Below are 15414 nucleotides of genomic sequence, written 5' to 3'. Positions count from 1 at the left end.
GAGCACTAAGGCCTGGCGTCGACCAGGGATTCCTTGCCATGCCTTCCCCCAGCCGAGGCATCCTCGCCTACCCCGGATTCAGGCGACACCGGCGGCATGGTATCCGTCGCAGGAGCGACCTGCATCTGATCCTGCACCACCTGCTCGTCCACCCGCGGGTCGAGGGCCGCCACCAAAGGCGAACTGGACATGCTGTCCGGCATCGCCACGTGATGCAGCGGTGCATCGTCGACCTGGTGCAGGTTGGTCACGGCCTTCGGTCGGATCCGCCAGACCAGCACCACGGCAAAGAAGCAGAAGAAGGCGTAGAGCATCTGGCTGCCGAACAGCTTCATCAGCACGCCGGCCGCCAACGGCCCGATGCTCGCCCCCACGCCGTAGGTAACCAGCAACATCGCCGTCAGCGACACCCGCCGATCGCCCTCGACGTGGTCGTTGGAAAACGCCACGGCCAGCGGATAAAGGCAGAACTGCATCAGCGAACAGAAGAACCCCAGGATGAACAGCACCTCCAGAGGCACCGTGGGCAAGATCGCCAGCGGCAAGGCCATCACCGCCAGGAACAGGGCGAAGCAGCGAATCAGCAGGGCCCGGTCGAAGCGATCGGACAGCCAGCCCAGGGGCCATTGCACGACCAGGCCGGCAAAGATGCAGCTCCCCATGAACAGGCCCACCTGCTCGGTGCTCAGGCCCTGTTGCGAGGCATAGAGCGGTGCCAGGCCATAAAACGAACCGACGATCAGCCCCGACCCCAGCACCGTGCTCAGGGACTGTGGCACCCGCTTGATGAAGAAGCGCGGCTCCATCGGTGCCGGCCGCAGGGGCGCCGGGTGGATACGCCGGGTCATCGCCACCGGTACCAGGCACAGCGCGAAGCACAGCGCCACCAGCATCAACAGTTCCGGCCCCAGGGCCGGATGCAGGACCAGGATCAACTGCCCAAGGACCAGCCCCAGGTAAGAGGCGATCATGTAGCCGCTGAAGACCACGCCACGCTGCTTGGCATCGGCCTGCTCGTTGAGCCAGCTTTCGATGACCATGTACTGGCACATCATCCCCAGGCCGACGATCATCCGCAGCACCAGCCAGGCCGGCAGCCAGTTCACCAGCCCATGGCCGAGCACCGCCGCGCCGACGATGCCGGCACAGGTGGCATAGGCACGAATATGCCCGACCCTGGCGATCAGCCGGTGCCCCAGCTTGCCCCCCAGGACCAGGCCGAAGTAGTTGGCCGCCATGAGCGCCCCGACCCACAGGCCGTCGACCTGGTCGGCCGCCAGGCGCAAGGCCAGGTAGGTACTGAGCAGGCCCGAGCCGATCAACATCATCAGCGAGGCGAAATACAGCGCGCGAAAAGATTTCCAGATCTGGCGCATCGGCGTTCCGGGCGGCTCCTTGAATGAGATTCCGGACCCTCGGGACGAGGGCCCGGCCAGCGACGGTTGGTTAAGCCTGGGCCGCTAGTACACGCCGTTCCCAGGGAGTGATTTCATCGAAGAAGCTGGTCAACTCCATGGTCTTCGAAGCGATGTAGCCTTCGATGAACTCGCTGCCGAACAGTTCCCTGGCCAACTGGCTGCGCTTGAGGCGCTCCAGCGCCGCATGCAAGGTACAAGGCAGGGACAGGTTATCCGGCACTTCGAACTCACCCTGGATGGCAGCCGTTGGCGCCAGCTCGTTCTCGATACCATGCAAACCTGCTGCCAGGCTGGCGGCAATGGCCAGGTAGGGGTTGGCATCCGCCCCCGGCAAACGGTTCTCGACCCGCCGCGCCGCCGGCGAACTGGCGGGAATTCGCAGCCCCGCAGCGCGATTGTCGTGGGACCAGCAGGCATTGTTCGGCGAAGCGTAGGGATGGCACAGGCGCTGGTAGGAGTTCACATTGGGCGCGAACAGTGCTGTGAAATCCGCCATCCCGGCCTGCAGACCACCGATGAAGTGGTGGAACAGTGCCGTGGGTTGTCCGGACTCGTCACTGAAAACGTTACGCCCGCTACCAATCTCCACCAGGCTCTGATGGATGTGCATGGAACTGCCCGGGGTATGGGCCAGCGGCTTGGCCATGCAGACCACGATCAGGCCATGCTTGAGCGCCACTTCCTTGAGCAGGTGCTTGAACAGGAAGGTCTGGTCCGCCAGCAGCAGCGGATCGCCATGCAACAGGTTGATCTCGAATTGGCTGACGCCCATCTCGTGCATGAAGGTATCGCGAGGCAGGCCCAGGGCCGCCATGCACTCGTAGACTTCCTTGAAGAAAGGTCGCAGGCCGTTGTTGGAACTGATGCTGAAGGCCGAGTAGCCGTCTTCCCGGCGACCGTCCTTGCCGACCGGGGGGCGAAAGGGCTGGCCGGGATCATCGTTGGGCGCGAACACGAAGAACTCCAGCTCGGTGGCCACCACCGGCGCCAGCCCCAGGGCCGCATAACGGGCAATTACCTGCTTGAGCTGGCCGCGAGTCGACAGGCGCGAGGACTCGCCGCTGAGTTCGTCGGCGTCACAGATGGCCAGCGCTCGCGGAGTCTCGCTCCAGGGCAACCGATGAATCTGCCGCGGGTCGGCGGTGAGGGCCAGGTCGCCGTCATCGCTGCCATAGAAACGCGCTGGCGGGTATCCGCCCATGATGCATTGCAGCAGCACCCCGCGAGCCATCTGCAGGCGCCGCCCTTCGAGGAATCCCTCGGCGGTCATTACCTTGCCCCGCGGTACGCCATTCAAATCCGCAGTAACACATTCGATTTCATCAATGCCCGTCAATCGCTCGGCGAGTGAACTGTGGCCATCGGTTGTCATGACTCAATCCTTGTTGTTATACGAGCCGCGAACGGCGACCCGTACAAAATACGCACCACCCGTTCGGGATTTCAAGCACGGCAGAACAAATTCCCGGACATGCCCGTTCCCGCCAACTCCTGCGCATCCACGACCCTCCTGCGCGCCTGGGCCTGCACTCGCCAGATCGATGCAGTAGGCTCGGCCGGTGACCTGAAGCAGGCCTGCGGAGGCCCCTCATGCTGGGAAATCTTGGCGATATCGATCTGCGGATGTTGCGGGTGTTCTGCGCCATCGTCGACGCCGGGGGCTTCACGGCGGCCCAGGCCCGTCTCAACACCAGCCTGTCGCGACTGAGCGTAGTGGTTCGTGACCTTGAGGAACGCCTGGGTTATTCCCTGTGTCGGCGCGGCAGCAGCGGCTTCCAGCTGACCGACCAGGGCCTGGAACTGTTCGAGGCCGCGCAAGGACTGTTCGCCGACATCGAGCGCTTTCGCCAGCATGCCAACCGGCTGGGTCCCAACGCCCGCGAACATTTGCAGATCGGCAGCGTCGACAGCCTGGTCAGCCTGCCCGGCGCGCCCCTGCCCCTGGCCCTGAAGCATCTGCGCCAGCGCCTGCCCCAGGTACGGCCGAACCTGCACCTGATGCGCCCCGACGAACTGGAGCAGGCCGTGCTGGACGATCGCCTGCACCTGGCCATCGGCGCATTCCACCATGAGTTGTCAGGCTTGAACTACCGGCATCTGTTCGACGAAGAACAGCACCTGTATTGCGCCGCCGGGCACCCGCTGTTCGCCCTGCGCGAAGAGGAATTGAGCCTGGAGCGGATCTGTGCCGCCGACTATGTCGGTCGGGGCTACATGGCCGAGCACCAGCGGCCCCACGACCTGCATTTCAACCAGGTGGTCAGCGCCTATAGCATGGAAGCCATCGCCACCCTGATCTTCTCCACCACCTACCTGGGCTACCTGCCCAGTCACTATGCCGCTGGCTGGATCGCCAAGGGGCAACTGCGCGCCCTGCTCCCCCAGCGCCTGGGCTACCGTTCACGCTTCCACTGCATCACCCGCCAGGGCCAGGAACCCGGGAATGCCCTGGCCACGCTCCTGCAATGCCTGGAACTGGCGGCACGGCAGCCGACCGACCCCGCGCCGACCGTCGCTCAGGGCAGGTAGATCTTGAACAGGCCACCACCCAATGGGCCACCGTTGCTGATCCGAGTATGCCCACAGACGCCATTGCGCTGGTGCAGCTCAGCGATACGCCCGGCGAAATACAAACCCAGCCCAGTGCTGCCGCTGCTCTGGTTGATGCCCTGCATATAATCGGCCTGGCGTTCGATCATCGCCTGGGGATAACCGTCGCCATCGTCATTGATCGACAGCACCACCTGGCCTTCCTCGTCGCTGACACTGATCAGCAGGGCATGGCGGGCATGGCGGATGGCGTTGTTGATGCAGTTGGCCAGCACCGAGGCGATCAGCTCACGATCGAAGAAACCCAGAGGGCTCAGCGGATCGACTTCATAGGTGGCGGAGATCCCACGGCTCTTGAACACTTCCTGGTGGCTCACCAGTTGCGCTTCGATGAAGTCGTCCAATTCGTGGTAGGCCGGCTGCAACGGCAACTGGTTGACTCCCAGCTTGTACAGCCCCAACAGCTGCACCAGCATGCCGTTGAGGTGCGCGAACTCGTAGTCGATCACCCCCTGCTCGGCAGGCAACTGCCCTTCCGGCAGGCGGGCCAGCCACTGGGCATGGGCCTGCATCAGCATGGCCAGGGAGTTCTTCATGTCATGTACGGTGGAGGCGATCACCGTGGAAAAGTCGAGCGCCTGTTGCTTTTCGATCATTCGCCAAACGCCTTGCTTCGCAGCTTCTGGTAGCGCGGATAACGCGCGTCGGTATCGGGCATCATGCCGACCGTCTTCAGGCACGCCTGGCATTCCTCCAGGAGCGCCGCATCCGGGTTGGCATCGGCACCATGCAGCAGCGACTGCGCCATGTTCAGGGCAATACTGATGTTCTTGGGCTGCATGGCCAGGGCCTTGCGGAACAGTTCCCGGGCCTCGGCCAGGTTGCCGGCCTTGTAGCTGCGCACGCCCTGGCGGTTGATGTCCGCTGCCGCATTGGAAGAACTGAGGATAGTCGGGTCATCGGTGAGCTTGGCGATGCCCTGCATGACTTTCGGGTCATCGCCGTAGATTTCCGCGCAGTTCTTGAGCATCGAGGCGCCGGCACTGGCCTGCCCCAGCATCTGCAATTGCTTGGCCACCAGCAGCGCCGCCTCGGGGCTCATGAACTGCTCCATGCCTTCGAGCCGCTGCAAGGCCTGCTCGGTGAGCTTGTCGGCCGTCTCGGCATCGTTGAGCAACAGGCTGGTGGCCTTCATCAGCCGCGCGCGGATCTGCAAGCCGGGATCGGCCGGATTTTCCTTGGCTACGGCGCTCAGCGTCTGGTTGATCTCCAGCCGGGTACGGGTGTCGAGCCCGCGCTCGCTGCCCTTGCTGATCAACGCATGGGCCAGGCCCAGATTGCTTTCCGGATCCTTGAAGCGCGATTGCGCGCCCTGGTTCACCGCCTGGCGATAAGCCCTGGAGGCGCTGTCGAAGTCTTCGTTGGCCATGGCCAGCTTGCCCAGCAGCGCCTGGCGCCGGGGAGCCAGCGGCGACAAGCGCACCGCTTCCTCCAGCACGCTCTGGGCACGCTTGGTATCGCCTTCGGCCACCAGCACATCGGCCAGGCCGTCATACAGGCCCGGCATCATCGGGAAAGCCTTCAAGGCCTTCTCATAGACCGCCTTGGCCTCGGTGACCTGGCCGCGCTTGAACAGCAGGCGCCCCAACCCGACATAGGCCCAGGGCAGTGGCCGATCGGCCAGGATGCTGTTGTACAAGCGCTCCAGGGGTTCGTTCTGGTTCATGTCGCGCAGGGCATCGGCCCGGTAGCGCAGGCACAGCGGCGCATAACGCGGATCCTGCTTGCACAGGGTGACACAGGCGTTGAGCACTTCCACCGGTTTGCCCCGGTCCAACGCCTGGAGGATCGGCTTGAGCAAGGTCTTGCGTTGCTGCAGGCGCTCCAGGCGCTGGGCCAGGCCGGAGCGATTGAACGGTTTGGTCAGGTAGGCATCGGGCTCGTGCTCCAGGGCGCTGAGCACCATGGCCTGGCTGCTTTCGGCGGTCACCATGAGGAACACGCTTTCATGGCTGATGAGCTTTTCCATCATCAGGTCCTCGAGCACTTGCTGGCCGTTTTTCTTGCCGTCACCCAGGTGGTAGTCCTGCAAGATGAAGTCATAGCGCTTCTGCGCGCACATGCGCAGGGCCTGCTCGCCAGAGTCGGCAGTGTCCACGTCCTTGACGCCCAGCTCACGCAACATCGAACGCACCGAACTGCGGTAGTCCGAGAAATCATCGACGATCAAAAAGCTCTTTTGGTGGTACGCCAGCATCGAAGATTCCAGGCAAATAAGAAGATCAATCCAAAGACGCCAGGGCCCACCCGGCTTCACAGCCCCTCGGCGCGCAGATAATAGCGGCTGGCTGAAGGCTATCAAGCACTTTGCGGCTAGCCTGTGATGCAGGTCGCCGCTTGGGAACACAATTGTCCATTGCAGGTTATCGGCCGGTTCGAGCATTCCCTTATAGACGCTCGACAGCATTTATTGTGGCTTGGCCTGTCTTTGTCGCGATTTGCCCCACACCGGTAAAAACCTTCGGAAAATGGTCTTGGAAGGCCCGGGAAATCTTGGATTCTGCAACTTCACCTGCTAGCGTGCGCGCCTCGAAGCATCGATCGCTCTCGCCTGTGCACCACTCGGCCTGCGACACACCGCTCCGCAGCGGCAAGCAACCGGATTTTGCAGGCCAGGCGCCGAAAAGTCGGTAGGCACCCGAGGAGGGCGTCAGCGACATAGACACGTCGCTCTGCCAGCCGATGCATCGATGGATGCATACAGCATTATCCAATGGAGTTAACGATGGCGCAGGACAGCAGTGTGATTACCGGTATTGAACTGGAACAGTTCATGGACCGCCTCGAAGCGCAACAACAAGAGCAGGACACCGATACCCTGCTGGCCCAGTTGCAAGCACAGCCTCTATTCGCCGACTCCCTGGGCTCCATCGCTCGCCTGCACACCCTGTGGATGCAGGCCGGCGACTCGGTTGCCGCCCGGGCCGTCATCGATCGCGACGGCGACGCCCTGCTGCAAGCCTCAAGTGAAGCGGCACGGGACGAGCTGCAGATCAACCTGGATATCTTGCGCCTGCAAGTCGCCAACTACCTGGATGACGAGCCGGTTCTGCTGCAGGTGCTGGAAAAACTCAACCAGATGGCCACCCAGACCCTGGACTTCGATGTCGAGTACTACCGGCGCTACCGGATCTTCGACCAGTTGGAAATGGGCAGTATCGACGTCGCGCTCAAGACCATCGAAGTGCGCTACGCCCTGGCCCTGATCAACCCCGAACGCGCCACCCTGCGGGCCTGGGACGACGCCGACCGGCATCGGCGCCGCGCCCTGGCACTGGCGCGCCACGAGCGTGACGAGCAAGCCCGCGCCGCCGCACTGGACGCGATCAACGTCATCCGCAACGCCAGCCCCGAACAGGACATCGACGAAGGTGACTGGCTGTGGCTGGGCAACTCGCTGATCGAAATCATCCCGCTGCGCCTGGCCCTGTTCGAGCAGCCGATCGCCCAGCTCACGGCCGGCCTGTCGCAACCCCAGCGTCGCGAGTGGGACGTGCACATCGCACGCCTGGCGGCCCGCTCCCTGCATGCCCAGGGCGACCTGAACGGCGCCCTGAAGATCTGTCATGTCGCGGCGATGAGCCTGGACAGTGGCGGTGGCAACAACTTCATCGAGTATGAACTGCCCTGGCTGCAGGAAGCCGGACGCACGGAGGAGGCTGGCCACCGGGCGTTCCTGGATATCTACGACCGCCAATCGGAAATGTGGCCGCCAGTGGCGCGCCTGGTTCTCGAGCGCCTCAAGGACCCGGAAGACCGCAACGCCTGGTGGCCGATCTGCATCATGCGCGCCTGTGTCACCAGCGAGCTGTTGCAAATATTCCTCGAGGCACTGCCGCCAATCCCCCCCGAGGAACCGGCGAGCACGCCGCTGCTGGCCGCCCTGTATGCCGCGGTGGACGACCTCGAGCAGCTCGACCGGTTGTTCGCCGAAGCCCGGGACGAAGCCCTGCGGCGCAATCCCGAGCAACCCTGGATCAAGCGCCTGGCCGCGGTGCACGACGCCGACCGCAATCTGATCGACGCAGCCACCGAGGTCGAGCTGCTGCAACAAGCCATCGAGGCCGGTCGCCTGCACGACAACCGTAGTGCCTATGCGCTGTTCGTCGCCCAAGTGCGCAAGCTGGGCATCATCGAGGCGCTGAAGCAGTACCGGCCACAACTGGCCAGCGGCATTCACGCCTACAACTACGCCCTGACCCTGGAGGAATTGGCGGAACCAGAGGCCGACAAACTGCCAAGCGAGGCTCGCGACGAAGCCTACTCGCTGCTGCGCCATGCCCAGAAAGACGCCTACGAGCAAGGGCAGGCTCATATGGAGCGCTACTTCGCCACCGGCAGTGGCCACCCGTTCGACGCCTGCGCCCACCTGTACTCGATGCTCTGCAACAACCTGGCGATCAACTACCGCTGCTACAACGAGCAACAGCGCTACGCCGATGCCATCGACCTGCACCAGCGGGGCATTGCCGCCAGTGCCTTCGCCGAGCACTTCAACGGCGTGCTCAGCGCCCGTATCGCCATGGACGACTACCCGGGCATCGCCGAAGCCGCGGAGCAGCTGTGGCATTTCTCGATGGACTACGGCTACGGCCGTCACAATCCGGAGGACTACATCGTCCCGGTGGCCTATGCCCTGTACTCGCTGGACCGCGACAGTGAAATCCTCATCTGGCTGGAACGCCTGCTCAACTGGCAGGCCGCCCAGGAGATCAGCGACCAGCAGTTGGACTCCTCGGCGCTGTTCGACCGGATCAAGCTGGCGCGTTACCTGGCCCCTACCCATCCGGACAACGCCGACAGCCTGTGGCAGCGCTATGAGCCCTGCGTGCTGGAAATGAACGAAGTGTCGGTGATGTCCTGTTCGGTGGACTACTTCAAGGCCCGTGGACGCACCGAAGAAGCCCTCGAGTACTGCACCCGGACCCTGGCCCTTTGCGATCCGAGCAAAGACTACGACGTGCAATGCCGCACCCGGATCGAGTCGATCATGGCCGAACTGCAGGCGCCTGCCGCCCCTGCCGCCAAGAAGAGCTGGTGGCAGCTATGGAAGTAGCCGCCGACAAACGCAGCTCCAGCTATGCCGCACGCAACCTGCTCAATGCCGATGAAATCAAGCGTGGCATCAAGCAACGCAGCCAGGCCCGGAAAGACGAAGCTGCCGTGCAAAGCTGGCTGCTCAACCACTTCTACCGGCACCTGGCTGGCAACTTCGAACCGGCACGACGCATCCACGACCTGGATGACGCCGCCCAGGTATTGGGTAGCACCGGGCTACCGGCCTGGGTAGCCGGATACTTCAGTGCCGCCAAGGCCCAGGAGGCTGACGCCTGCGCCAGTGCGGCCCCCCTGGTGTGGATCGACCCGGCGCAACCCCAGCTGTTGGCCCAAGAGGCCCGGCTGGTGGAGTTCCTGGTGTCACGCAAGGGCACGGCCCTGGAGGGCAAGCTCGACCGCATCAACTGCCCCCAGGCCCTGGCGCTGTGGGAGAAGGAACATGCGCAAATGGCGGCCCGGGTCGACCAGGGCTGGCGCCAGAGTTCGGCCGATGCCTTGCAAGTCACGGTGACCTGTGCCGAGCACACCTGGGTGGAAATGCGCAGCGACAGCCCGCTGCTGCGAGCCGAGATGGCGTTTGAAAGCTATGTGATGCGCCATTGCCTGGGGCAATTCGCCAACCGCCGGGCCTTGACCGGCGGCTATGGCGAGCGCTACGCCGAGGCCGTGGAACAACAGGCCATGCGGGTCTTCAGCCTGCGCGATGCCCAGGGCCAGCCCCACATCACGGTCAGCCTGATTGTCCAGGGCAGCGGCGCGCTGACCGTGGAACAGGTCAAGGGCAAGCAGAACCGCCCACCCGTCGAGCGCTACTTCCATGACCTGCTGCTGTTCCTCAATACCCTAGGTACCGACCAACAGACGCCGGACGACTGCATCGCCATCGGTGTCGTGCGTACCGAAACCGGCTGGCTGCACATCGCAGAAGTCAGTGAGCCCGAGGCCCAGACACGCCTGGTATCGCGTTACCCACAGCTGTTCTCGCGACTGGACTCGCCATCGCCCATGGTCCAGTGGCTGGTGGCAGCCCGCCAGTGCGACTTGTTGCTGGAAAACGAACCCGATGCCCCGGCCGTCCGCTACGCCATCCGGCATGTCTACAAGAAAAGCCCTTGGCCGCAGCCCCGCCTGGAGGACCCGTTGTATCGCACCGAAGGCGTGCCATGGAAAGACATGTCCCCGGCCCAGGCCGAGTCCATCTGCAGCTGGCAAGCCAACAGGCAGCGAGGCAAAGCATGCTGACCGTCATTGGCTTCCTATTCGGCGCCTGGGTGGTCTGGGGTTACCTACGCCGCCGCTCCAGCCCCACCTCCCTGGTGGTCTTCACCCCACGCAAGCGCTGGGCCCTGACGCTGGCGCAACCCATGGTGGATGCCACAGGCATGACCGGGTTCTTCGATCCCGAGACCACCTACTTCGCCGATCAGGCCAGGGACACCCTCAGGGCTCCGCTGCTCCACCAGATCGGCTTTCGCAGCAATGCCAGCGACGATGAAGTGCGCAACCACCTGAACTCCACCCTGGAGCGCCAGTGGTTTCGTATCGACCTGCATAGCCTGAACGCCAGCGACGATCCACGAGCCGCCGTCGCCTTCGCCTGCGTGCGCAGCGCATTCTTCGCCCGGTGCGCAACGCTGATGGGCTGGCTGGAGGCCGATAGCGGCTGGCGCATCATGTTGCTCAACGCCCAGCGGGCCCAGGATTGCTTCGACAGCTGGGAAGACTTCGGCCAGGCCTTCATGCTGGGGCGCCGGCAATGGGTGGCCGCTTTCAGGGCGGACGCCCTGGGAAGTACCTTCAACGAGGACAGCCTCAAGCAATTGCTCGCACCAGAGGACGGCGCCTGGGCCAAAGTAGCGTGGCAGGGTTTGCCGGCATTCAGCCCGGTAACCGAGTGAAGGCCGGGAGAACCCTCACTGTTGGCAGTCTCACACGTGAGACATAGAACCCGCAGGTTTAAGTTGCACTATAGATAATCAAGCGCCGAACGGCCCCAGGCACGCTGAGTGTCCTGGGGCTTTTTCATGCCCGCAAGAAATGGAGGACACGTACATGTATCACGCAACACTTCTAATCACGACCTTGACTCAAGCCAGCCCGAACCTGCCGGACGAACGCTTCTGGGGACTCATGCAACTGATCGCCATGGTGTTGATGCACGGCATGGCACATAAAAAGATGCCTGGCTCGTGATACATCGACCGAAACCGGCGGAGAAACGATAAAGAAGGGAGATATGGTGTCCCAGGGCAGGTTCGAACTGCCAACCTTCCCCTTAGGAGGGGGATGCTCTATCCAATTGAGCTACTGAGACCCGGAGGTAAGTGCCCGATACGGCACAAAGGACGGCGTGCATGTTAACGGCCGGCGCCGTATTTGTCATGTCATCGGTAGGGGTTTTTACAGGGAGCCACAGGCCTGGATAGCGGGGATCGTGCAAATTGCATCAATGCAAAAAGCCATCATTGCAAAATGCAACTCACACATCCGAAAAACAAAAGCCAACCAGTTGTTTTTAAAGGATTTAATGACATATACACTGTTGGCACGCAGCCTGCTTTATCCATGGATAAACACTGCGGAGATGATGCCCATGAACAGCGTCCTGTTTCTCTTGAATGCGACAGCCATTGCCGTGCTGGTGGCTTTTCACTTTCTACCGCAGGACAGCGTCACCGGTGGGCCTAGCGTCAACCATCACAGCCAGGGCCTGAGCGCACAACTGGCCGTCCTCAATACCCAGGCCCTGCCCGGGACCATGACCCAGACCGCTACCGGAGAGGCCCCGCAACCACCGGCGGAGCTACTGAGCGAGCGCTGGGTATTCTGATCAGGAGATATTCATGTCCACCGCAGCCAAAAGCCTGCTTGTCCTGGTAATGCTCAGCGCCATGGCGGCCATGGCTTTACCCGAAGGCGCCTTCAGCTGGATATGCCTGGCAGCCTGCGGCGTGTTCTCCAGCCTGTTGCTGTTGGCCCTGATTGCCGGGCGCAAGATCAAGTTCGACCCAGTCCTGCGCTGATCCCATGCTGACGCAATATCTCCAATAGATGCTGGACGGTGGACGACAATTCTTGTGAGTTGTCCAGGCGCACCACCTGCCCCTCGTCGAGCCATACCTCATTGACGAACAACTCGTTGCGCCTCAAGCGGTTCTCGATCTCCACCGCACCTTCCCGTCCCCGCAGCAGCAACCGCTGGCGCAACACCTGGGTATCCACGGTAAGCACAATGGGCAGCAGGTCGCCATAGCGCACCCGAGCCTGCGGCAGATAACCTCGGGAGCCGTTGACCAACACATGTCGCCCCTGATTCAACCACTGGTCGATTTGCAGCGAAATGCCATAACCCAGGCCATTCGCTCGCCAGGACAAGGCGAATGCTCCCGAGGCCACACGGCGCTCGAACTCCTCGGCGCTGACTTCCTCGGCGCTCTCGCCCACCGACTCGGTAGAACGGGTGATGACCCGCCTCGCCACTTCGCAGCCCACCTCTGCCAGTGGTTGCCTGGCGGCATCGATCAGGCTGTCCTTGCCGGCCCCCGAGGGGCCCATGAGGTAAATGAGTCTACCCGACATGAGTGCGAGGTCCGCTCGGGGCAACTAGAAAATCGGCCATTTGCCACTATCCTTCAATAGGTAGGGATCACCAGACCCATCCGCAGCGCATGCACCTTCGCTAGTGCACTGCCACTCCCGCCGGGCGAGAGATTGCGGCCAACAATGCGGATCAGCGATCTTTTCAAACCAGTCCGCATTTCTGATAATTGGTGCTGGCATAACGCCTTTATCCAGTCCAATATTTGTCACAGAATTGACGCCAATGATCTGGCAATTTTGAGGCATGATGCGGGCCTCTTAACAATTCAGGTTGAACATTTGGCAATCAGGCTTGTCCTAAAAAACAGCCCGCGGCCAATTCCGAGAACCGCTCCCCTGAACTAACCGGTTAAATATATGCGCCCATTGAAACAGGCAATTTATTCCAGCCGTACGGCTGACAAGTTCGTCGTACGTCTGCCCGACGGGATGCGTGAACGCATTGCCGAGGTGGCTCGCAACCATCATCGCAGCATGAACTCCGAAATCATCGCACGCCTGGAGCAGAGTCTTATTCAGGAAGGTGCCTTGGGTGAAGAGCTGAGCATGCGCCTGGACAGCCCAGAACTGTCCTTGCATGAACGCGAGCTGCTTCAACGTTTCCGCCAACTTTCACATCGCCAGCAAAACGCCCTGGTTTCGCTGATTGCACATGACGCAGAAATGGCCGCAGACGCCAGCTGATTTTGCCCTGAAAGCTAGAGCCAGCCTAGCCGCTGGCTTTTTTTTGCCTGACTGAAAGCAACGAAGCGCCATCGGGGGCGCTTCGTCGGGAAATTGATAGCCAAGGATTCAGAGCAGGAAGATCGTCGCCAGGCCGAGAAAGATGAAAAAACCACCGCTGTCGGTCATCGCAGTGATCATCACGCTGGCTCCCATGGCTGGATCTCGCCCCAGACGCGCCAGGGTCATGGGGATCAGCACCCCCATCAGGGCCGCAAGCAATAAGTTCAGGGTCATTGCCGCTGTCATGACCACTCCCAGCGACCAACTACCGTACAGCATGTAGGCCACTGCACCGATCACCCCGCCCCAGATCAGGCCGTTGATCAAGGCTACCGCCAGCTCCTTGCGCATCAGGCGCGAGGTGTTACCAGTACTGACCTGGTCCAGGGCCATCGCCCGGACGATCATGGTGATGGTCTGGTTCCCCGAGTTGCCACCGATACCTGCCACGATGGGCATCAATGCTGCCAGTGCCACCAGCTTCTCGATGGAGCCTTCGAACAAACCGATCACCCGCGAGGCCAGGAATGCCGTGATCAGGTTGATAGCCAGCCAGGCCCAACGGTTGCGCAAGGATTTCCAGACCGAGGCGAAGATATCTTCCTCTTCACGCAGACCGGCCATGCTGAGGACTTCGCTCTCGCTCTCCTCACGAATCAGGTCGACCATTTCATCGATGGTCAAACGGCCGATCAGCTTGTCGTTCTTGTCGACCACCGGGGCCGAAATCAAGTCATAACGTTCGAAGGCCTGGGCTGCATCGTAGGCATCTTCATCCGGGTGAAAGCTCACCGGATCGCTGGCCATGACCTCCGCAACCTGCTTTTCCGGGTCATTGACCAGGAGCCGCTTGATCGGCAGGACCCCCTTGAGCACGCCGTCGTAGTCGACCACGAACAGCTTGTCGGTATGGCCAGGCAGCTCCTTCAGGCGACGCAGGTAACGCAGGACCACTTCAAGGCTGACATCCTCGCGGATGGTCACCATCTCGAAGTCCATAAGGGCACCGACTTGCTCCTCGTCATAGGACAACGCGGAGCGGACACGCTCACGCTGCTGGCCATCGAGGGCCTCCATCAGCTCATGGACGACGTCTCGCGGCAGCTCGGGAGCCAAGTCAGCAAGTTCGTCAGCGTCCATCTCCTTGGCCGCAGCCAGGAGTTCATGATCGTCCATATCGGCGATCAGGGTTTCACGTACGGAGTCGGATACTTCGAGGAGGATGTCGCCATCACGCTCGGCCTTGACCAACTGCCAGACGGTCAGGCGCTCTTCCAGGGGCAAGGCTTCGAGAATGTAAGCGACGTCGGCAGAGTGCAGGTCATCGAGCTTGCGCTGCAACTCGACGAGATTTTGCCGATGGACCAGGTTTTCCACCCGGTCATGGTGATGGCCTTCCTGACGGTGCGTCAGGTCTTCGACCACCCGCTGGCGCTGCAGCAGCTCAACGACTTGAGCCAGGCGATCCTGCAGGCTTTCCTGCGTTTTCTTTACTTCTACTTCGGTCATAGGCGAACTCCACTCCCAGCAGAGGAGCACGCCGGAAGGATCAATCAGTCAGTTCATGATTGTGAAAACGAGATACTGAGTAACTACTGGGTAAGTCCATGGAGATATTCCACAAGCCCCGGCGGGGCTGACGGGCGCAATCATACACCGCCTGGCGGTTTTAAACGTTAAAAAATCGCGGCAAGAACAAGCGCTTGCGACATAAACCTGAGCAGCGCCCGAATCTATGGGACTGCGACGCCTTGGCAGAAAAAGAAAACACACGGATGGAGAAAAAAGTCCGCCGACATGCCGCCAAGCAGGATATTCGACTACCGAGAAGACAAGCCGTTCCGAACGCACAGGCAAGAGAAAAGATAAAGCTGCAAAAACAAAAAGCCCGTATCTTGCGATACGGGCCTTCTGATATATGGTGCACTCGACAGGATTCGAACCTGTGACCGCTCGGTTCGTAGCCGAGTACTCTATCCAGCTGAGCTACGAGTGCATTTGT

Annotated in this window: 14 protein-coding genes and 2 tRNA genes; 8 read left to right on the top strand and 8 right to left on the bottom strand. The window is 61.7% G+C overall.

The window, feature by feature from the left end:
• Positions 1-5: 5 nt before the first annotated feature.
• Together H7A76_RS17610 and H7A76_RS17605 are read right to left on the bottom strand one after the other, a co-directional pair.
• On the bottom strand, positions 6-1376 hold the full coding sequence (locus H7A76_RS17610) for an MFS transporter (protein WP_185699674.1): 1371 nt from the start codon (positions 1374-1376) through the stop codon (positions 6-8).
• Between the two features lie 70 nt (positions 1377-1446).
• Positions 1447-2688, bottom strand: coding sequence for a glutamine synthetase family protein (locus tag H7A76_RS17605; protein ID WP_185699673.1), 1242 nt, complete (start codon positions 2686-2688; stop codon positions 1447-1449).
• Positions 2689-3008: 320 nt separating this feature from the next.
• Between H7A76_RS17605 and H7A76_RS17600 the strand changes: the two genes are divergently transcribed.
• Positions 3009-3947 (top strand): LysR family transcriptional regulator, encoded by a 939-nt coding sequence (locus tag H7A76_RS17600; protein WP_185699672.1) that lies wholly within the window; start codon positions 3009-3011, stop codon positions 3945-3947.
• Here H7A76_RS17600 and H7A76_RS17595 read toward each other — a convergent pair.
• Together H7A76_RS17595 and H7A76_RS17590 are read right to left on the bottom strand one after the other, a co-directional pair.
• Positions 3935-4624: a sensor histidine kinase gene (locus H7A76_RS17595; RefSeq protein WP_185699671.1), complete on the bottom strand. Its 690-nt coding sequence runs from the start codon at positions 4622-4624 to the stop codon at positions 3935-3937. The two genes, H7A76_RS17600 and H7A76_RS17595, sit on opposite strands and share 13 nt — an antisense overlap.
• Positions 4621-6225, bottom strand: coding sequence for a tetratricopeptide repeat-containing response regulator (locus tag H7A76_RS17590; RefSeq protein ID WP_185699670.1), 1605 nt, complete (start codon positions 6223-6225; stop codon positions 4621-4623). Before H7A76_RS17590 ends, H7A76_RS17595 begins: the two co-directional genes overlap by 4 nt.
• 528 nt (positions 6226-6753) lie before the next feature.
• Between H7A76_RS17590 and H7A76_RS17585 the strand changes: the two genes are divergently transcribed.
• From H7A76_RS17585 to H7A76_RS17570, 4 genes are all read left to right on the top strand, one after another.
• Positions 6754-9084 carry a hypothetical protein gene (locus tag H7A76_RS17585; RefSeq protein WP_185699669.1) on the top strand — a complete coding sequence of 777 codons (2331 nt, stop codon included), beginning with the start codon at positions 6754-6756 and terminating at the stop codon, positions 9082-9084.
• Positions 9075-10328, top strand: coding sequence for a hypothetical protein (locus tag H7A76_RS17580; protein WP_185699668.1), 1254 nt, complete (start codon positions 9075-9077; stop codon positions 10326-10328). Before H7A76_RS17585 ends, H7A76_RS17580 begins: the two co-directional genes overlap by 10 nt.
• Positions 10322-10984, top strand: a complete 663-nt coding sequence (locus H7A76_RS17575) for a DUF1266 domain-containing protein (RefSeq protein WP_185699667.1) — start codon at positions 10322-10324, stop codon at positions 10982-10984. The genes H7A76_RS17580 and H7A76_RS17575 overlap by 7 nt, the downstream gene beginning before the upstream one ends.
• A 154-nt stretch (positions 10985-11138) precedes the next feature.
• Positions 11139-11279, top strand: a complete 141-nt coding sequence (locus H7A76_RS17570; protein ID WP_185699666.1) for a hypothetical protein — start codon at positions 11139-11141, stop codon at positions 11277-11279.
• A gap of 44 nt (positions 11280-11323) precedes the next feature.
• Here H7A76_RS17570 and H7A76_RS17565 read toward each other — a convergent pair.
• A tRNA-Arg gene (locus H7A76_RS17565) sits at positions 11324-11400 on the bottom strand.
• A 279-nt stretch (positions 11401-11679) separates the two neighbouring features.
• Between H7A76_RS17565 and H7A76_RS17560 the strand changes: the two genes are divergently transcribed.
• Positions 11680-11916 (top strand): hypothetical protein, encoded by a 237-nt coding sequence (locus H7A76_RS17560; RefSeq protein ID WP_185699665.1) that lies wholly within the window; start codon positions 11680-11682, stop codon positions 11914-11916.
• 13 nt (positions 11917-11929) lie between these two features.
• Positions 11930-12109, top strand: coding sequence for a PA3371 family protein (locus H7A76_RS17555; protein ID WP_185699664.1), 180 nt, complete (start codon positions 11930-11932; stop codon positions 12107-12109).
• On the opposite strand, the gene phnN is transcribed toward H7A76_RS17555, so the two are convergent.
• Entirely contained in the window at positions 12084-12665 is a 582-nt protein-coding gene (phnN, locus tag H7A76_RS17550; RefSeq protein WP_185699663.1) for a phosphonate metabolism protein/1,5-bisphosphokinase (PRPP-forming) PhnN, read from the bottom strand. The two genes, H7A76_RS17555 and phnN, sit on opposite strands and share 26 nt — an antisense overlap.
• A 378-nt stretch (positions 12666-13043) precedes the next feature.
• On the opposite strand from phnN, the gene H7A76_RS17545 reads away from it, so the two are divergent.
• On the top strand, positions 13044-13370 hold the full coding sequence (locus H7A76_RS17545; RefSeq protein ID WP_003178899.1) for an Arc family DNA-binding protein: 327 nt from the start codon (positions 13044-13046) through the stop codon (positions 13368-13370).
• Between the two features lie 108 nt (positions 13371-13478).
• Here H7A76_RS17545 and mgtE read toward each other — a convergent pair whose 3' ends face one another.
• Together mgtE and H7A76_RS17535 are read right to left on the bottom strand one after the other, a co-directional pair.
• Positions 13479-14921, bottom strand: coding sequence for a magnesium transporter (gene mgtE, locus H7A76_RS17540; RefSeq protein ID WP_124347012.1), 1443 nt, complete (start codon positions 14919-14921; stop codon positions 13479-13481).
• A 410-nt stretch (positions 14922-15331) separates the two neighbouring features.
• Positions 15332-15408 (bottom strand) — tRNA-Arg (locus H7A76_RS17535).
• Positions 15409-15414: the final 6 nt, after the last annotated feature.

The organism is Pseudomonas sp. MSSRFD41, from assembly GCF_014230245.1.
Taxonomy (GTDB): Bacteria; Pseudomonadota; Gammaproteobacteria; order Pseudomonadales; family Pseudomonadaceae; genus Aquipseudomonas; species Aquipseudomonas piscis.
This window is presented reverse-complemented; position numbering and strand designations above follow the sequence as displayed.